Origin of the sequence: Paraburkholderia azotifigens, from assembly GCF_007995085.1 — a bacterium.
In the GTDB taxonomy this organism is placed as follows: Bacteria; Pseudomonadota; Gammaproteobacteria; order Burkholderiales; family Burkholderiaceae; genus Paraburkholderia; species Paraburkholderia azotifigens.
The window spans coordinates 481,335-498,027 of sequence record NZ_VOQS01000005.1; the positions used below are offsets into that span (position 1 = coordinate 481,335).

Consider the following 16,693-nt stretch of genomic DNA (forward strand, 5'->3'; position numbering starts at 1 on the left):
GTCGCACTGTCGGGTTCGCGAGCCACGCTCGCGCAGCGCTCAAACAAACGTCATCAAATGGAGCGGTTTTGGATCACAACACGGTTCAACCGGGGTGGGTGCGCGTCACGCACTGGATCAATGCATTGGCTGTCGTCCTCATGGTGATGAGCGGCTGGCAGATTTACGATGCATCGCCGATCTTTCCCGTCATTCAGTTTTCTCCTTCGATCACACTAGGCGGCTGGCTAGGCGGCGCGCTGCAATGGCACTTCGCCGTGATGTGGCTCCTGGTCGCGAACTTCATCGTCTATCTCGCGTTCAATCTCGCGTCCGGCCGCTTTCGACGCAAGCTGTTGCCGCTCGACGCGAAACAGCTTGCCGCCGATCTGCTCGCGGCACTGCGCGGGCGGCTGAAGCACGACGATCTCACGCATTACAACGCGCTGCAAAAGCTCGCGTATCTCGTCGTGATCGCGGATATCGTGCTGATCGTGCTGTCGGGACTGGCTGTGTGGAAGTCGGTGCAGTTTCCGTTGCTGCGCACGCTGATGGGCGGCTACGACAACGCGCGCGTGGTGCACTTCATCTGCATGAGCGTGCTGGTCGCGTTCTTCGTCGTGCATGTCGCGATGGTTGCGCTGGTGCCGCGCTCGCTGCTGCTGATGATCCGGGGGCGCTGAATCATGACGATCCGCAAGCGTACGCCGCAGCCCGGCTCATTTCTCGCCACGCACGGCGAGTCGATCATTCAGGACGCGCAGCGCGAGCTCAAGTCGCCCGCGCGGCGCCTGTTCGGTCAACGTCTGTTGACGCTCGGCGGCATTGCGCTGCTGTCGGGCTGCGATCTGACCAATGACAAATCCGTGAATACGGCATTGCGCCGCATTTCGTTTTTCAACGACGACGTGCAGGCGTTGCTGTTCGATCCAAACAAACTCGCGCCGACGTATCCCGAGTCGATGATCACGCGGCCATTTCCATTCAATGCCTTCTATGACATCGATGACGTGCCCGAAGTCGACGCCGCCTCTTATCGTTTGCAACTGAGCGGTCTCGCGCACGGTAAGCGCACATGGACGCTGGACGAACTGCGCGCGCTGCCGCAGGAAAGCCAGATTACGCGGCATATTTGCATCGAAGGATGGAGCGCGATCGGTCACTGGGGCGGCGTGCGTTTCGCGGATTTCCTGCGCCGCGCGGGCGCCGACACGAGCGCGAAGTATGTGTCGCTGCGTTGCGCGGACAACTACTGGACGAGCATCGACATGCCGACTGCGTTGCACGCGCAAACATTGCTCACGCTCACGTATGACGGCGACGTGCTGCCGCCCAAATACGGCTTTCCGATGAAGCTGCGCATGCCGACCAAGCTCGGCTACAAGAATCCGAAGCATATCGTCGCCATCGAAATCACGAACCAGTACCCGGGCGGCTATTGGGAGAACCAGGGCTACAACTGGTTCGGCGGCTCGTGACGGTATTACGTTGTTCAGTCTCTTCAAATCCAAACCAACCCCTTGGGAGCTTCTATGTCTTTCCGCATCAAATTCGGCACGGCTCTGTTGACGGCCACGCTCGCGACGGCCGCATTCGCGCAGGCGCCCGCGACGAAACCTTCACGCATTCGTGGAGAAATCGTTTCGCTCGACGGCGACACGCTCAAGGTGCATCGCCGCAGCGGCGATACGGTGTCGATCGAAGTGAAACCGGCTGTCACCGTTTCATCCGTGAAGCCGATGCAGTTGTCCGATATCAAGCCGGGCTCGTTCATTGGCACGGCGGCGACGACGGGCACGGACGGCAAGCTGACGGCAACGGAAGTCGTGGTGTTTCCCGAGTCCGCGCGCGGCACGGGCGAAGGGCATTACGCGTGGGATCTCGGGCCGAACAGTTCGATGACCAATGCGAACGTGGATACCGTGGTGCAGAGCACGAGCGGGCGCGATCTGAAACTGTCGTACAAGGGCGGCAGCAACGTCGTGACGGTCCCGCCCAACGTGCCCATCGTGACGATTGCGCCCGCCGCGCATAGCGATCTCACGCCGGGCAAGAAGGTGTTCGTCGTGGCGACGCCTGCTTCTTCGCAAGGGGAGTTTGTCGCGCAGCGCGTGGTCGTCGAAAAGGATGGTGTCGCGCCGCCGATGTAATGCGTTGCAGCAAACCGGTTCAAAACCGCTTTAAATAATTTCGCCAATTTTTTTCGATTTTTGTTAGCGGCTGCGGCGATAAGATCGCCGCAGCCGTAATAAAAGGGAAGAAAAAATGGCGATCACTTTGAATGGGCCGGCGTCGTCCGCTTCTGGAAAATCTTTAAAGATAGACGCGATCCGTTTCCTCGCGGCGTTCTGGGTGCTGATGTATCACTTCAAGCCGCCTCTTTTCAAAGCACTCCTGCCGCATCAGCTATCGTTCATAAGCAGTGCGCTATGGTCCGGCGCGACGGTGCTGTTCGCGGGGCCCGCAGCCGTGATCGTGTTCTTCGTCATTTCCGGCTATTGCATTCATGCCGCATATCACAAAGACGTCGCGCTAAAACCGGTCAACTATTACGCATCCAGATTTATTCGAATCGGATTGCCGCTGGTCGTTTTGCTATGCGTCGTTCAGCCTTTGCCGGCGGGACAGAATTATCTGGAATCGGTACTCTGGTCGCTTTACTGCGAAATGGTCTATTACGCGGTCTATCCGCTGTTGCGGCCGCGCTTTCGCCATATCGGCGAAATGATCGTCGGCTGTACGCTGCTGGCGGCGGCGATGGTCGCTTGCGTGCGGCTCTTTGGACATCCCGTCTGTCATGGATGCGTCTATGAGACCTATCGCGTGCCGGGCACGGCGTTGCTCTATGCGGCGGGATGGATCTCGGGCTGCCTGATCGCGGAGACGCAGCGCAATGCCGCGCAATTCCAGATTCGCGGCGCATATTCGCCGCTCACGATGATGCTCCGGCACGCACTGGACGCGAGCACCCTTGCACTCGCGACGCATCTGATCGTGCTGAGAGTAGCCGTGGTCGCGGCAGGCGCTGCCGTGATGATTCTGCTTTCCGAGTCGAGTCTCAAGCCCGCCATGCTGCCGTTGATCACACCCGATATCACGCTGCCTGTCTTTCAGCTCCTCGCTGTAGTGTGGATCGCGACGGAAACGGCGACGCCTTCTCGTTCTCGCGTGTGGTCGACGCTGGCCGCGTGCGGCGCGTGGTCGTACAGCCTCTATCTGTGCCACAAGACGGCGCTTGCGCTGCTCGAAGTGACGTCATTCGACGAAAGCTCGCGAATTGCGTGGTTCGTCGAAGTGGCGCTGGCGTTTGCGATCAGTTACGCGTTCTATCGCGTGATCGAAAAGCCGTCGCATGTCATTTCGCAGCGGTTGCGCAAGTACGCGCCCGATGTGCCGGGCGCGCCTGCCGCCTGATCACGGCGTCCAGCGATACACGATCACGCTCGATCCGTTGTAGTTGTCTTTGGTGACGACGTACTCACCCGTCGATCGGAGGAACGCTCTTAGTCCATACATCGAGTCGACGTCGTTGCCGACGTCCACGTTGCCCGGGTTCGAATTGGTGAACGTCGTGTCGAGATGGCCCGTGGTGAGGTTGAACGCATCGATGTTCGGCACGGTATGCACGTAGCCGACGAACAGATAGTTGCCCGCCGCCGTCATCGATTTCGGGTTCGCGCTGGTGAGCGTGATCACAGGATCTGGCTGCGTCATGTTGCCCGCGCTCCAGCCGTGATACACCTCGATCCGCGTGTTCATCGCCGTCCAGTCCGAGCTTCCCGCGATGCCTTGCGCGAGTACCATCGTGTCGCTTTCGGCGAGATAGATGATGCGTGTCAATGGCCTGATGCTCATCGGAATCGGTAACGCGATGCCCGGTCCCCACGCGGGCTTGCCGTAGCCGTCGAAGCCTGTCAACGGATAGTGATAGATATGATTCGTGCGATCGAGCCCGGCCCATACGTCGCCCTTGCTGTCGATGCTGAATCCGCCGGTGATCGGGCGCGTCGTATTGAATGCCGGACCCGGAATCGACGCATCAGGCACGGCGATATAGCCTTTGGACGGTTCGAAATGAAAGAAGTAGAAGATGGCCGGATTCTGTCCCGATGCAACGAGTATCCGGTTGCCGCCGACGCTAACCAGCTGGCCGAAGTGTTCGTTGCGCTGCGTGTCGTTGACGTTGAGGCGCGGATCGTCAGGCGAGGAGAACGGATCGACGGTGTTCGCGACGAAGATGCCGCCTGCCGTGCCCGAATAGATGTTGGTGCCGCTATAGAACAACGCGCCGTCCGTGACGGGATCGGGCGCCGCGACAGCTTCGAAGTTCAGCGATTGCAGCTTCCACAGCAGATTGCCTGTGCTGTTGTACGCGTGGATGTCGGTGCCGCCGTTGCGGCCGAGATCCCAGCCGCCGCCCCACGGATTGTTGAGCACGTATAGTGTGCCTGCCGCGTCCTTGCCGATGCCCTTGATGCGAGTGAAGCGTTTGTCGCCCACCTGGCCTTTGATACCCGTCGTCGTGTCGAGATAGCCGCCCTGCACGCCGAACGTACCGGCGAGTTGCGGCGCGCCCGTCACGTTATAGAGCTTGATGTTCATATCGGGCCCTTCGTCGCCGACCATCAGCAGCCCAGACGACGCATCGAAATACAACGCGGAAGGGCGCGGCGCGGCGGGCATCTGGATCGTGTTCAGCAGCGCGCCCGTGGGACCGTATTCGACGATCGCGCCCGCGCTCTTGCGTGCGACCCACACGTTGCCCGCGTTATCCAGTGCGAGTGCGCCGGGACTCGCTACGGCGATATCCTGCTGCCATGCGCCGTCCGTCGTGAACACGCGCACGCGATTGCCGAAGAAGTCGCTGGCATAGAGCAGCGAGCCTGCCGTCGCGAGTCCCGCGATTGCGTCAGCGCGGTTCATCGTGGTCCATGTGCTGACGTTGATGACGAGGTCGCGCGCGCCCGTGGCGCGGTTGTAACGGCCGACGCCGCCCGTGCCGTATTGCGTGCCCGCCTGCATGGCCGCGAAGATCGACGTTGCATTGCCCGTGATGGCGCCGCCCTGGAACTCGCTATGAATGCCGATCGAGCCGATGCTGCGGCCATTCTGGTAAATCGCGACGCCGCCTTCGTTCTCGTCCCAGAGCGACGCCGTGTAGACGACGCCTTCGGGTGAGACCCACATCGAGCGGGCGGCATTGCCGACGTGGTTGGCAAGCGTGCCGTAGGTATTCGCGAGCCAGTCGGTGCTGTACTGCGCATGACAGACGGAAGCGATCATGGTGACGATTGCGCCGAGCAGCAGCGCGCGCGGCCGCATTCGCGTGTTGAGCATACCGATGTTCTCCTGACGTCGAGAAAGATGGAGTGCCTTCGAGACGCACGGATTTTAAGTGCCCATTTATACAAACGGGGGCCGATAGGCGAACGTGAGTGCAGAAAATGAGTGCAGAAAATGCGCTTTGACGCAGCGCGATGTGCGGCGGCGATGTGCATTGAATCAACGCCCATGCCGCGCGCATCGTTGTCACTCGATCGACACCATGAAAAAGGCCTTCAATCGATGCATGCCGCACTAGAATGAGTTACTGCCGCATTCAATTCGTCTGCATCGGAGAACCAGCATGCCGACCTATCAGTATCGTTGCGAAAGCTGTGGTGAAAAGTTCGAACACGCGGAGCACGTTGCAGAACATGAAAGGGTGCAGCTGAAATGCCCCAAGTGCGGCAGCGAAAAGGTGCAGCACGCACCGGCGCCGTTCGTCGCGAAGACTTCCCGCAAGAGTTGACGCAGGGCACATCGATGAAACCATGCGAAGCCTGCAAGGCTTTGACGGGCATGCCGTCGTCGACGCCGCCGCACGGCGATCTGGCCGAGACGGATTCGCAGATGACGGGCGCGCCTCCCATCAAGCGCTATGACGAATACCGCTGCACGGTATGCGGTAACTGGATGCTTAGAAACACGCAGGACGGCGACCCGCCCGGGGTCTGGTCATCCACGGTGTGATTCCATGTGACGAGAGATTCCGATGACATGGCTTGTGATCCTGCACGGCGCGTATTGGCGCGACGTGTCAGCCGAGGTGTTCAGGGAGCACGCGAAGCGTGACGACTGGAGCCAGCTGACATGCGATACCTTCGACGCTAGCGAAGACATGTGCGAAGCGGAACACGACGGCGTGAAAATCCTGATTCCGCGCAGCACGGTGATTGCCGCGGTGAATCTGCAGGACCGCGAGCGGGCATTGGGCTTTGCATTGCCCGCTCGCGATAGCAGCGCATAGCGTTCAGCGTTCGTCGGTCACAGGCAGCGACGCATCGAGCGCGTCGCGTCCCGCGCACGCGTTGCGGGAGCGCTGGCTGTTGAGGAACGGCACTTCGGGCTTCATCGCGAAGGTCAACACGATTCCGCAGATCATCACACCAATCGACAGCATGTCTCCTCCTTGTTGTCGGCTGTGTTTGCCGTTAGCGCTTCGGCGAGCCAGACGTGAATGCGGCCACGCCGTCGTGGAATGCGCTGCTGCCATAGACGGATTCGATCAGATCTTCATCGTCGAGACGCTGTTCGACCACCAGCCGGCGCAGGCTTTCCTTCACTGCATGCTGCGTGACCTGCGACAACGAACCGAGCCGCTGCGCGAGTTTGAGTGCGGTGTCATGCAGAGCGTCCTTCGCGCAGATTTCGTAGACATAGCCGCACGCCAATGCTTCATCGGCGGAGAGGAAATCGGCGAGCAGCAGCATCTTCTTCACGCGCGGCACGCCGAATGCCGCATGAAGCCGCGCCAGATTGCGCGACGACAGCGTCTTCGCAATCGGCGCGCCGAATTTGGACGCATCGCTGCAAACGCGGAAGTCGCAAGCGGTCGCAATCGCGAGGCCGCCGCCTGCCGCCCATCCGTCGATCACGGCGACCGTCGGCACGGCGATGCGTTCGACGGCATCGATCACGCGTTCGACGAGCGCTTCATACTCGACGCCCTGACGTCCGTCGCGGAAGTCGCTGAAATAGCCGATGTCGGTGCCCGACACGAACGACTTGCCGCCCGCGCCGCGCAGCAGAATGCAGCGCACATTCGCATCGCGCTGGCATTCGTCGATCCGCGCGAGCAGCGCTTCGTACATCGGTATCGTCATGGCGTTGTGGCGCTCGGGGCGGTCGATCAGAATTTCCGCCGTGCCCGCGCCGGCCATTTTCAATGTGACGTGCTCGCCCATAGCTGGGTCCCGTTGATTTCGGCCAGCAGTTCGTCGTTGTGCTCGCCGGGCAGCGGCGGGTGGCGGCGCACCTGTTGCGGCGTGCCGGGCAGCTTGACGGGAAAGCCGATGTTTTTCACCTTGCCTTCGACGGGATGATCGATCTCCATGCACATGCCGCGCTGTTGCGCGTGCTCGCTGCCGAATGCCTCGGGATACGAGAGGATCGGACCGGCGGGAATGCCCGCCGCCAGCATCGTGTCGATCCAGTCCGCGCAGTCGCGCTTCGCGAACGTCTGCTCCAGCGTTTCGATCAGCGCCTCGCGGTTTTTGAGGCGCAGCGAGATGGTTTCATAATCGGCGTGCTTCAGCAGTTCGGGACGCTCGATCAGTTCGCACAGCTTCGTCCACAGCTTCTGGTTGGTCGCGCCCATCACGAAGTAGCCGTCGCGCGCCTTCACGGCCTGATAGGGCGCGCTCATCGTTCTGCCATGCTTGCGTGCCCGGCAAATTTTGCGTGTGCAACGATCCGCTCGTCAGCACGGATGGACAGAATTGCGGCATTATGCGTGGCTTGGCGTGCAGTCCGGGTGCAGTTCGCGTTTACCTGACTCAATCCCTCCATTTTCAGGCCGTTAATCCAAAGAACAAAGGTTGCCCTGCGATGAGCCGGAATACAGCGTCCCGATCACGGCCGAACCATGTCTGAGAAACCCTCCCTTTACGATTCGCTGCTGGCGACGCCCACGCCGGAGAAGGGCGTGATCAGCCCGTCGGTGCGCGCCGCGCTGCTGTCCGCGCTGTTCGACAACGCCTGGCCGCTCTTCCTGTCGGGCATGTCCAGTGTGTTCGTGGCGATCGTCGCGTGCTTCCGGCTGCATCAGACGTGGACGGCGCTCTGGCTGATCGCCGACGTCGCCGTGCTGGCCGCGCGGCTCGGCATCGTCCGCATCTATGTCGCGCGCAGCCGCGTCTGCGCGGTGCATCCGGCGCCGTGGGCGGCTCGCTATGCGCCTCTCAGTCTGGTTGCATGTCTGCTGCTCGGGCTCGGCACGGCGGCCTGTTTCCTGTCTCCGGACAAGGAACTCGCGACGCTCGCGATCATGGTCGCGGCGGGCATTCTCGGCGGCATCGCGTCGCGCAACGCGGCGTTGCCCCGTCTCGCGATCGCGCAGATTTTCCTCGGCACGGTGCCCATCGGCATCGGCGCGCTGCTCGCGCCGCAAAGCGGCGCGTGGATTCTCGTGCCGCCGCTCGTCGCGTACAACGCGGCGATGGTGTCCGTCGTGCGGCGCCATTACAAAGGGCTCGTCGCACTGATGACGGCCGAGCAGCGCCATGCCGAACTCACCGCGCGCTTCGACGCTGCGCTCGCTTATATGCCGCATGGTTTGTGCACCGTCGACGGAACGGGCAACGTGGTGATTGCGAACCGCCGCACGGCGGAGCTGTTCGGCGCGACCGTCGAGACGCTGAAGCTGAATGTGCCGCTGCCGGAATTCATCGGCCATGTCGGCATCGCGCAGTTCGGCGAGACGCTGCACAAGCGGCTGGTCGAACAGTGCAATGCGTGGCTTGGCGACGAGCGCAGCCCGATGGATCTCGAACTGCAGGACGGCCGCCAGCTCGAATTGACGCGTAATCCCGTGCCCGACGGCAGCGCCGTCATCATCATCGAGGACGTCACGCAGCGGCGCCAGACGGAGGCGAAGATCCTGCACCTCGCGAGTCACGATTCGCTGACGGGCCTGCCGAATCGCCGCGAACTGCGCGACCGGCTCGAACAGATTCTGAGGTTGAGCGGGCGCGATCGGGCGGATCGTGCGCGATGATGTATCTGGACCTCGACGGTTTCAAGCAGGTCAACGACCGGCTCGGCCATTGCGCGGGCGACGAGGTGCTGGAAACAGTCGCCACGCGGCTCTCGCGCGTGCTGCGTCCAGGCGAACTGGTGGCGCGGCTGGGCGGCGACGAGTTCGCGATCATCGCCGATCACACCACCTTGCCTTCTGTTGTCGCGCTGGCGCAGCGCGTGATCCGCGGCATCGCGCTGCCGTATCACCTGTCGACGGGCGAGGCGGTGAGCATCGGCACGAGCGTCGGCATTGCGCTGGCGGCGAACGACGATTCCGTCGACGGCCTGATCCGGCGCGCGGATCAGGCGTTGTACAGCGCGAAGCAGGCGGGAAGGGGCACGTACCGCGTCTCGAACGCGCAGGCGGTTTCAGGCGGCTGACGCCTGTTTCGGCGCAGCCGTTACGCGAGCGCGACGACGGCGATCTCGACCAGCAGTTCCGGCGCGGCGAGCTTCGCCTCGACCGTCGCGCGCGTCGGCGCGCAGCCGGGCGCGACCCACGCGTCCCACACGCTGTTCATGCCCGCGAAATCGCGCTCGATATTCGCAAGCCACACCTGCGCCGACACGAGGCGCATCCTGTCGATGCCTGCCTTTTCCAGAAAGCCGTCGATCTTCGCCAGCACGCTTGCCGTCTGGATCTTCACATCGGGCGCGTGGTCGTTCGAGGTCTGGCCGCCAATGAACACGAGTCCCGCCGCCTTGACGACGCGGCTCATGCGCTGGTTCGTTTCGATTCTGACGATATCGGACATACGCTGGTTTGCTCCTGTGGATGAGTGAGGCAATCAATGAGCGACGGCGCTGACCACGCGGGTCGAAGCGGCGTGCGTCAAGTCGAAACGGTCGATCGCAAAGGCTTCGAGCGGCAATGAAGGCTCGCCGTCGAGCACGAGTTCGGAGACGAGCTTCCCGCATCCCGGTCCGAGCTGGAAGCCGCTGCCGCAATAGCCGAACGAGTAGACGAGATTCGACGCGCGGCGGCTCGCCGAGATCACGGGCAGCGAGTCGTCGGTAAAGGCTTCGACGCCTGCCCACGCGCGGTTCACGCCGAGATGCCGCAAATGCGGGAACAGATCGACGACGGTATTCGCGCTGCGCACGAGGCGCGCGAAATCGACTTCGCCGTGACGGCCGTCCAGATCGGCAATGCCGATCAGTTTGCCGCCGATCACCACCGTGCCGTTGTCGAACTGCTTGAACGACAGCGGCCGGCCCGTTGCGCCGAGCGTCGCGCGGCAGAACGGCGCGACGCGGTGCGTGACCATCAGCATCAGACCTTCGGGATGAACGGGCACGCGTTCGCCGACCTGTTCGGCGAGTTGGCCCGCCCATGCGCCTGCTGTGATCACGAGTTTTTCCGCGCTGAAGAGACCGCGCGGCGTCTGCGCGAACCAACGCGTGCCGCGCTGTTCGATGCGGCCAACGGGCGTGCCTTCGAAGAACCGCGCGCCGAGCCGTTGCGCGGCAAGGCGGAAGGAAGCCGTGGTCCTGAACGGCAACGCGTAGCCGTCGCGCTCGACCCAGATGCCGCCCGTCACATGCGGCGCGAGCGCGGGTTCGAGTTCGAGCAGGGTTGCGCGGTCGATCAGCTTTTCATGCGTGAAGCCGTGCGATTCGAGCAGCGCGACGCGCGCGCGGCATTCGTCGAGCTCCGCCTCCGTTTCGGCGATCTTCAACTGGCCGGAAGGTACGAAGCCGCCGTCGTCGCCGATCGTGTCATGCAACGCGTGCCAGATTTCGCGCGACATCAGCGCGAGCGGGATCTCGGGCACGGGCCGGCCGAGCGTGCGCACGCCGCCCGCGTTGACGCCCGACGAGTGCCGCCCGACGTAATCGGCTTCGAGCACGACCACGTTAGCGCCTCGTCTGGCCATGTGGAACGCGCTGCTTGAGCCGTGCAGGCCGCCGCCGATCACGAGTACATCGGCTTCGCTTGCGGCGCCGGAAGGGGGCATGGCGGCGTCATTCACCGGCGAGTTCTCCGAGCGTGAGCGGCTTGATGGGCGGACGGATGCGGTAGTAGCCGACTTCGTCCGGCGGCACCTTGCGGGCATCCGCGATGATTTCGGTGACGGTCAGGCCGCACATGCGCCCCTGGCACGGGCCCATGCCGCAGCGTCCAAACGACTTCGCCTGATTCGGGCCCATGCAGCCCAGTTCGACGAAGCCGCGCACGTCGCCCGCCGTCACTTCTTCGCAACGGCACACGATCACGTCGTTGGACGGAATGCGGTTTGCGTCGCGCGGACGGTACAGACTGTCCAGAAACGGACGGATGCGCATCACGTCGGCGAGGGCGCGGCGATGCGGCGCGGCTTCGCGTACGAGCGTCGCCGCATCGATTGCGCCGAGCTGACTGGCGGCCTGCAGCGCGCTCAGCGCGCCCTGTTCGGCCGCCGCCAGCGCGCCGCCGATGCCGCCGCCGTCGCCCGCGACGAAGATGCCCGGCACGTCGAGTTCGCCCCATGTATCCGTGGTCGGCGCGAAACACAGCTGCGCTGCGTCCCAGTGGTGTTGCGCGCGCAGCGACAGCGTGAACTGCGTGTTCGGCACGACGCCCTGATGCAGCAGGATCACGTCCGCTTCTACCTTGTGCGCGCGGCCTTGCGTCGTGAAGCGCAGCGCGGCGGCGCGTTCGGTGCCGTCGCTATCGCGCTTCGACTCGATCCGCAGATCGTCGGCGGCCTCGTAGATGGGCACGCCCGCGGCGCGCAGCGTGCGGATCAGTTGCAGGCCCTTGCTCAGGAAAGGCCACGCGCGCAGTGCGGACAACAGATGCTTCTTTGCGCGCCAGCGGTCCTCGTGGCGCGTCGTATCGACGAGCGCGCGGATCGGCACGCCCGCGCGCACGTACTGCCAGCCGAGCAGATACAGCAGCGGACCGCAGCCCGCCAGCACGGGCGGTTCGGCGGGCACTTCGCCCGCGCTTTTCAGCAGGATTTGCGCGGCGCCCGCCGTCAGCACGCCGGGCAGCGTCCAGCCGGGAATCGGGAACGGCCGTTCGAGCGCGCCCGTCGCGAGAATCACGCGCCGCGCGTCGAAGCTGCCGACCTTGCCGTCTTTCAGATAATGCACAGCGCGTTCGCGCGTGACCTGCCAGACGGACGCATGCGCGACGTGGCGCGCGCCGGAACGGGCGAACGCTTCGGCGATGGCCGAACCCGCTGCGTAGTCGGGACCGAGAATCTCCTTGCGGCGCGCGTCGGCGCGGCCGATCGCGCGATAGATCTGCCCGCCGACGGCGTCCTGTTCGTCGAGCAGCACGACGGACAGGCCCGCGCGCGCCGCGCGCGTCGCCGCGCTCATGCCGGCGGGACCGGCGCCTACGACAACGACATCGACGGCTTCGGCGGCGAAACCGGCTGCGAGTGTTGCATCGTATTCAGCGGCCATGAGCATCCTCCAGCGAGACTTCGAACGGCGGCAGATCGCGCGCGCCTTCCTGCGAACGGATACGCATGCCGTCGCGCACGGTCACCATGCAGCTTTGCCGGCTCGGCACGCCGTCGATCTCGACGAGGCACTCGAAGCACGCGCCCATCATGCAGAACGGCGCGCGCGGCGCGCCGGAAACGGGCGTCGCGCGAAACCGCGCAATGCCGGCGGCCAGCAGCGCCGCGGCCACCGAGCGTCCGCCCGGCACGCGCAGCGGCTGATCGTTGAACCAGATGTCGACGGGCGCATCGGCGCCGGGCAGGGCCTTGAATAGCGGTGTGGAAGTCATGGCGGAATCAGTGAGCGGGAATGAGAGCGGGGGACTCGAGGAAGCGGTTGCCCGTAAACGCGGGAATCTCGTCGGGCATCGCGCCGCCGGCGATCCACGGCGCGACACGCAGCGCATGCGCGGCGGCAAGCGTCACGCCGCTGTGACAGGTGACGACGAACGCCCCCGGATGGCGCGCGGACTCGTCGTAGACGGGGAAGCCGTCCGGGCTGTAGACGCGCAACGCGGCCCACGTGCGCACCAGCCGCACGTTCTTCAGCAACGGGAACGCGCGCACGCCGCGCCGCGCGATGTCGGACAGCACGGGCGTGGTCGTGAAATCGTTAAAGCCGACTTCTTCCATCGAATCGCCGAACTGCACGGTGCCTTCGTCGGTTTGCCGGACGTTGAGCGTCGGGTAGTGCAGGAACGGCGCGACGCGCTCGCTGATCAGCACCTGGCCGCGATTCGGCGCGACGGGCGCATGCAGCCCGACGTGCGGTGCGAGCACGCGATTGCCGAGGCCCGCCGCGAGCACCACGCGCGCCGCGCGATACGTGCCGCGCTTGCCCTGCACCGCGAAGCCGCCGCTTTCGGGCGCGATGCGCAACGCTTCCTCGCCGCCGACCAGCTTCACGCCGCGCCGCTGCATGCCCGCGTGCAGCGCGCGCAGCAGCTTGAGCGGATTGACGTGGCCGTCCATCGGCGTATAGCTCGCGCCGATCACGTCCGGCCCTATCGCGGGCAGGCGCTCGCGCACCTCGCGTGCGTCGAGCAGCTGATACGGGTAGTCGCCCAGTTCGCGTTGCAGCGTGCCGAGGCGCTTCGCGCGCTCGGCGAGGTCGTCGTCGGAGAAGCAGAAGTGAAAGCCGCCCGGCTGACGCAGCGCGACGTCGATACCCGTTTCGGCGAGCAGCGCGTCGGCGAGCGACGGCCAGCGCGCGGCCGAACTGCGCGACCAGCGCGCATACGGCGAGAGTCCATAGCCTTTGCCCTGAATCCAGACGAGCCCGAAATTGCCGCGCGACGCGCGCAGCGCGCCGTCGTCCTGATCGAGCACCGTCACGCGCGCGCCTTCGCGCGCGAGGCCCCAGGCGACGGCGGAACCGACCAGGCCGCCGCCCAGCACGAGCACGTCGGGATTCGCGGATGAGTGGCGGGTCATCGAGCTTCTCCGATCAGGATACGGTCCAGTCCGACCATGCGGTCGAGCAGCACCATCAGCAGAACCGTGCCGACGATCAGCACCGCCGACACGGAAGCGACGAGGGGATCGATGGTCTGCGCGATCTGGTTGTACATGGCGACGGGCAGCGTGGTCGTGCCGGGCGTCGCGACGAAAATGGTCATCGTGAGCTCGTCGAAGCTCTGGATGAACGACAGCACCCAGCCGCCCGCGACGCCCGTGCGGATCATCGGCAGCACGATGCGGCGGAAGGCGGTGAAGCGGCTCGCGCCGCACGAGAGAGCAGCGCGCTCGGCATCGCGGTCGAGCCCGACGGCCGACGACAGCGCAAGCCGCAGCGCATACGGCAGCACGATGATCACGTGCGTCGCGACGAGCGCCCAGAACGAGCCGCTCAGATGCAGCAGCGACAGGAAGCGCAGGAATGCGATGCCGAGCACGACGGCGGGAATCATCATCGGCGAGAGGAAGAAGCTCATCAGCGCGGCGCGGCCCGTAAAGCGGTAGCGCGCGATGGCGAGCGCGGCGGGCACCGCGAGCGCGACGCCGATCGTCGCCGCGGCGAACGCGAGCCGCACCGACAGCCAGAACGCCGAGACGATGTCGCCGTTGTCGAGGATCGCGCGAAACCAGCGCAGCGACGCGCCGTCGAAGGGCATCGAAATGAAGCCTTTGTCGGTGAACGCCACCAGCAGCACGACGACGATCGGCGCGAGGATGAAGGTGAGGAACAGCGCGTTGAACAGCAGGCCCCAGAATCCGTTCTGTTTCATGATGGCCTCAGTCGAAGATGTGCTTGAAGCGGCGTTCGGCGAGACGGCTGCAGCCCATCACGATCGCGACGTTCGCGATCAGCAGCAGCACCGCGATGCTTGCGCCGAGCGGCCAGTTCAGCGTGCCGAGGAACTCGTCGTAAGCGGCCGTCGCGACCACTTTCAGACGGCGGCCGCCGATCAGCGCGGGCGTCGCGAAAGCCGAGGCGGACAGCGCGAACACGATGATCGAGCCGGACAGCACGCCGGGCATGATCTGCGGCAGCACCACGCGGCGAAACACGCGCAGCGGCGAGCCGCCCATCGACAGCCCCGCCCATTCGACCTGCGGATCGAGCTTCTGCAGCGTCGCCCACACCGACATCACCATGAACGGCACCAGCACATGCGTGAGCGCGATGATCATGCCCGTCATCGTGAAGACGAGGCGGATCGGCTCGGACGTGATGTGCAAGGCCTGTAGCACGTTGTTCAGCACGCCGTTGTTGCCGAGCAGGATCTGCCAGCCGAGCGTGCGCACCACCACGGAAATCAGCAGCGGGCCGAGCACGATCAGCAGACACAGCGACTGCCACGGACGCTTCATGCGCGCGAGCACGATGGTCTCCGGCACGCCGAGCAGCACGCTCAGCAGCGTGACGGCGAGTGCGAGGCCCGCCGTGCGCAGGAAGATTTCGCCGTAGTACGGATCGCTCAATACCTCGGCATAGTTCTTGAGCGTGTAGAGCGTCTGCACGCCCGCGACGTCGCTGAAGACGCGAAACGACAGCAGCAGCGTCAGCACGAGCGGCACGAACAGCAGGGCGCCGAACAGCAGCAGCGCGGGCGCGGACAGCAGCCACGGCGCCGCGCCCGCGCGCGAGTCGTCAAGCGTTGCCATGAGCGCTCTCCCGGGTCAGCACGCGCAGGTCGTCGTCGGTGAAGGCGAGGCCGACTTCGTGGCCTTCCCCGGGCGGCGGCGCGCCGAAGTTCGGCTGCGCGACGTGCAGCTTGCCGAGTTCGGTGTCGATTTCGAGCAGCCACTGATTGCCGATGAACACGCGGTTCGCGACGCGTCCCTGCATGCGGGCGTCCCCATTCGCGAGCCGCACTTTCTCGGGACGGATATACACGTGCACGGCGCCTGCCACCTCGCGGCCTTCGTGCGGCACGTGCAAGGTCGTGCCCGCGACATCGACTTCCGCGCAGCGCGGATTGCGCCGGAGCACTTCGCCAGGCAGCGTGTTGGTGCGGCCCAGAAACGTCGACGCGAACGGCGTGGCGGGGCGCTCGTACGCATCGAATGGCGTGCTCAGCTGCGCGATGCGGCCGCGATGCAGCACGGCAATGCGGTCGCTCATCGTCATCGCTTCGACCTGATCGTGCGTGACGAGGATCGTCGTGATGCCGAGGCGCTTCTGGATCGCGCGCAGTTCGATGTGCATTTCCTCGCGCAGCTTCGCGTCGAGATTCGACATCGGCTCGTCGAGCAGCAGCAGGTTGGGGCGCATCGCCAGCGCGCGAGCAATCGCAACGCGCTGGCGCTGGCCGCCCGACAGCTCCTTCGGATAACGCGTGTCGAGCCCTTTGAGGCGCACCAGATCGAGCGCCTCGGCGACGCGCACCGCGCGCTCGTCGCGCTTCATGTTGCGCATTTCCAGACCGAAGCCGACGTTGCCCGCCACCGTCATATGTGGAAACAGCGCGTAGCTCTGGAACACCACCCCCATGCCGCGTTTCTCGGGGCGCAGGTTCGTGATGTCGCGGCCATCGAGCGTGATGCGGCCCGCGCTCGGCGTGACGAAGCCGGCGATCATCTGCAGCGTGGTCGTCTTGCCGCAGCCGGACGGGCCGAGCAGCGACAGGAACTCGCCGCGCTCGACGGACAGATCGAGTTGCTCGACGGCCGTGAAGTCGCCGTAGCGCTTCGAGATGCCTTGCAAGGTGAGGTAGGTCATATGCGTCGGTCCTGTTCAGATGCGGACGGTCTGACTGATGAGCGGCACGCCG

The 16,693-nt window shown here is 64.6% G+C and carries 18 protein-coding genes and 2 pseudogenes; 8 read left to right on the plus strand and 12 right to left on the minus strand.

Going from position 1 to position 16,693, the window contains the following annotated elements; genetic code table 11:
* Positions 1-68: 68 nt before the first annotated feature.
* From FRZ40_RS33970 to FRZ40_RS33985, 4 genes are all read left to right on the plus strand, one after another.
* Positions 69-662, plus strand: coding sequence for a cytochrome b/b6 domain-containing protein (locus FRZ40_RS33970; RefSeq protein ID WP_028364382.1), 594 nt, complete (start codon positions 69-71; stop codon positions 660-662).
* Between the two features lie 3 nt (positions 663-665).
* Entirely contained in the window at positions 666-1,457 is a 792-nt protein-coding gene (locus tag FRZ40_RS33975; protein ID WP_028364383.1) for a molybdopterin-dependent oxidoreductase, read from the plus strand.
* 54 nt (positions 1,458-1,511) lie between these two features.
* Positions 1,512-2,129: a DUF3987 domain-containing protein gene (locus FRZ40_RS33980; RefSeq protein WP_147237123.1), complete on the plus strand. Its 618-nt coding sequence runs from the start codon at positions 1,512-1,514 to the stop codon at positions 2,127-2,129.
* 115 nt (positions 2,130-2,244) lie between these two features.
* Positions 2,245-3,393 (plus strand): acyltransferase family protein, encoded by a 1,149-nt coding sequence (locus FRZ40_RS33985; RefSeq protein ID WP_147237124.1) that lies wholly within the window; start codon positions 2,245-2,247, stop codon positions 3,391-3,393.
* Here the strand turns inward: FRZ40_RS33985 and FRZ40_RS33990 are convergent, their stop codons facing one another.
* Positions 3,394-5,316 carry an SMP-30/gluconolactonase/LRE family protein gene (locus FRZ40_RS33990; protein WP_193567056.1) on the minus strand — a complete coding sequence of 641 codons (1,923 nt, stop codon included), beginning with the start codon at positions 5,314-5,316 and terminating at the stop codon, positions 3,394-3,396.
* Positions 5,317-5,605: 289 nt separating this feature from the next.
* On the opposite strand from FRZ40_RS33990, the gene FRZ40_RS33995 reads away from it, so the two are divergent.
* Genes FRZ40_RS33995 through FRZ40_RS34005 form a run of 3 tightly spaced genes read left to right on the plus strand, consistent with a single transcriptional unit; the run spans position 5,606 to position 6,268 of the window.
* Positions 5,606-5,770, plus strand: a complete 165-nt coding sequence (locus FRZ40_RS33995; protein WP_028364387.1) for an FmdB family zinc ribbon protein — start codon at positions 5,606-5,608, stop codon at positions 5,768-5,770.
* A 14-nt stretch (positions 5,771-5,784) separates the two neighbouring features.
* On the plus strand, positions 5,785-5,991 hold the full coding sequence (locus FRZ40_RS34000) for a hypothetical protein (protein ID WP_028364388.1): 207 nt from the start codon (positions 5,785-5,787) through the stop codon (positions 5,989-5,991).
* Positions 5,992-6,013: 22 nt separating this feature from the next.
* Positions 6,014-6,268, plus strand: a complete 255-nt coding sequence (locus FRZ40_RS34005) for a hypothetical protein (protein WP_028364389.1) — start codon at positions 6,014-6,016, stop codon at positions 6,266-6,268.
* A gap of 3 nt (positions 6,269-6,271) precedes the next feature.
* Here FRZ40_RS34005 and FRZ40_RS44200 read toward each other — a convergent pair whose 3' ends face one another.
* The 3 genes and pseudogenes from FRZ40_RS44200 to FRZ40_RS34015 all read right to left on the minus strand — a co-directional run.
* The gene (locus FRZ40_RS44200; RefSeq protein WP_158647061.1) at positions 6,272-6,421 is read right to left on the minus strand and encodes a hypothetical protein; all 150 of its coding nucleotides are present in this window, start codon (positions 6,419-6,421) and stop codon (positions 6,272-6,274) included.
* Positions 6,422-6,452: 31 nt separating this feature from the next.
* A complete protein-coding gene (locus FRZ40_RS34010; RefSeq protein WP_147237125.1) occupies positions 6,453-7,205 on the minus strand; it encodes an enoyl-CoA hydratase in 753 nt (250 codons plus the stop codon).
* Positions 7,184-7,666: pseudogene (locus tag FRZ40_RS34015) on the minus strand (CoA transferase); the annotation flags it as partial. The pseudogene FRZ40_RS34015 and the gene FRZ40_RS34010, both read right to left, overlap by 22 nt.
* Positions 7,667-7,885: 219 nt before the next feature.
* Between FRZ40_RS34015 and FRZ40_RS34020 the strand changes: the two are divergent.
* Positions 7,886-9,420: pseudogene (locus FRZ40_RS34020) on the plus strand (diguanylate cyclase domain-containing protein).
* 20 nt (positions 9,421-9,440) lie between these two features.
* Here FRZ40_RS34020 and FRZ40_RS34025 read toward each other — a convergent pair.
* From FRZ40_RS34025 to FRZ40_RS34060, 8 genes are read right to left on the minus strand one after another with little or no spacing between them, the layout of a single operon-like run.
* Positions 9,441-9,794: a RidA family protein gene (locus FRZ40_RS34025; protein ID WP_028364392.1), complete on the minus strand. Its 354-nt coding sequence runs from the start codon at positions 9,792-9,794 to the stop codon at positions 9,441-9,443.
* Positions 9,795-9,827: 33 nt separating this feature from the next.
* Positions 9,828-10,997: an NAD(P)/FAD-dependent oxidoreductase gene (locus FRZ40_RS34030; protein ID WP_193567057.1), complete on the minus strand. Its 1,170-nt coding sequence runs from the start codon at positions 10,995-10,997 to the stop codon at positions 9,828-9,830.
* 7 nt (positions 10,998-11,004) lie between these two features.
* Positions 11,005-12,435, minus strand: a complete 1,431-nt coding sequence (locus tag FRZ40_RS34035; protein ID WP_147237127.1) for an FAD/NAD(P)-dependent oxidoreductase — start codon at positions 12,433-12,435, stop codon at positions 11,005-11,007.
* Positions 12,425-12,766, minus strand: coding sequence for a (2Fe-2S)-binding protein (locus FRZ40_RS34040; protein WP_028364395.1), 342 nt, complete (start codon positions 12,764-12,766; stop codon positions 12,425-12,427). Before FRZ40_RS34040 ends, FRZ40_RS34035 begins: the two co-directional genes overlap by 11 nt.
* Positions 12,767-12,773: 7 nt before the next feature.
* Positions 12,774-13,910 (minus strand): NAD(P)/FAD-dependent oxidoreductase, encoded by a 1,137-nt coding sequence (locus tag FRZ40_RS34045; RefSeq protein ID WP_147237128.1) that lies wholly within the window; start codon positions 13,908-13,910, stop codon positions 12,774-12,776.
* Positions 13,907-14,704, minus strand: a complete 798-nt coding sequence (locus FRZ40_RS34050; RefSeq protein ID WP_028364397.1) for an ABC transporter permease — start codon at positions 14,702-14,704, stop codon at positions 13,907-13,909. Before FRZ40_RS34050 ends, FRZ40_RS34045 begins: the two co-directional genes overlap by 4 nt.
* Before the next feature lie 7 nt (positions 14,705-14,711).
* Entirely contained in the window at positions 14,712-15,584 is an 873-nt protein-coding gene (locus FRZ40_RS34055; RefSeq protein ID WP_028364398.1) for an ABC transporter permease, read from the minus strand.
* Positions 15,571-16,641 (minus strand): ABC transporter ATP-binding protein, encoded by a 1,071-nt coding sequence (locus FRZ40_RS34060; protein ID WP_147237129.1) that lies wholly within the window; start codon positions 16,639-16,641, stop codon positions 15,571-15,573. The genes FRZ40_RS34055 and FRZ40_RS34060 overlap by 14 nt, the downstream gene beginning before the upstream one ends.
* Between the last annotated feature and the right edge of the window lie 52 nt (positions 16,642-16,693).

Coding starts and splice junctions, on each gene's coding strand:
- FRZ40_RS34005 (WP_028364389.1), top strand. CDS start 6,014: ATGACATGGCTTGTGATCCTGCACGGCGCGTATTGGCGCGACGTGTCA.
- FRZ40_RS34055 (WP_028364398.1), bottom strand. CDS start 15,584: ATGGCAACGCTTGACGACTCGCGCGCGGGCGCGGCGCCGTGGCTGCTG.
- FRZ40_RS34010 (WP_147237125.1), bottom strand. CDS start 7,205: ATGGGCGAGCACGTCACATTGAAAATGGCCGGCGCGGGCACGGCGGAA.
- FRZ40_RS34000 (WP_028364388.1), top strand. CDS start 5,785: ATGAAACCATGCGAAGCCTGCAAGGCTTTGACGGGCATGCCGTCGTCG.
- FRZ40_RS33980 (WP_147237123.1), top strand. CDS start 1,512: ATGTCTTTCCGCATCAAATTCGGCACGGCTCTGTTGACGGCCACGCTC.
- FRZ40_RS34060 (WP_147237129.1), bottom strand. CDS start 16,641: ATGACCTACCTCACCTTGCAAGGCATCTCGAAGCGCTACGGCGACTTC.
- FRZ40_RS33990 (WP_193567056.1), bottom strand. CDS start 5,316: ATGCTCAACACGCGAATGCGGCCGCGCGCGCTGCTGCTCGGCGCAATC.
- FRZ40_RS44200 (WP_158647061.1), bottom strand. CDS start 6,421: ATGCTGTCGATTGGTGTGATGATCTGCGGAATCGTGTTGACCTTCGCG.
- FRZ40_RS33975 (WP_028364383.1), top strand. CDS start 666: ATGACGATCCGCAAGCGTACGCCGCAGCCCGGCTCATTTCTCGCCACG.
- FRZ40_RS34045 (WP_147237128.1), bottom strand. CDS start 13,910: ATGACCCGCCACTCATCCGCGAATCCCGACGTGCTCGTGCTGGGCGGC.
- FRZ40_RS34030 (WP_193567057.1), bottom strand. CDS start 10,997: ATGCCCCCTTCCGGCGCCGCAAGCGAAGCCGATGTACTCGTGATCGGC.
- FRZ40_RS33995 (WP_028364387.1), top strand. CDS start 5,606: ATGCCGACCTATCAGTATCGTTGCGAAAGCTGTGGTGAAAAGTTCGAA.
- FRZ40_RS34050 (WP_028364397.1), bottom strand. CDS start 14,704: ATGAAACAGAACGGATTCTGGGGCCTGCTGTTCAACGCGCTGTTCCTC.
- FRZ40_RS34035 (WP_147237127.1), bottom strand. CDS start 12,435: ATGGCCGCTGAATACGATGCAACACTCGCAGCCGGTTTCGCCGCCGAA.
- FRZ40_RS34040 (WP_028364395.1), bottom strand. CDS start 12,766: ATGACTTCCACACCGCTATTCAAGGCCCTGCCCGGCGCCGATGCGCCC.
- FRZ40_RS34025 (WP_028364392.1), bottom strand. CDS start 9,794: ATGTCCGATATCGTCAGAATCGAAACGAACCAGCGCATGAGCCGCGTC.
- FRZ40_RS33985 (WP_147237124.1), top strand. CDS start 2,245: ATGGCGATCACTTTGAATGGGCCGGCGTCGTCCGCTTCTGGAAAATCT.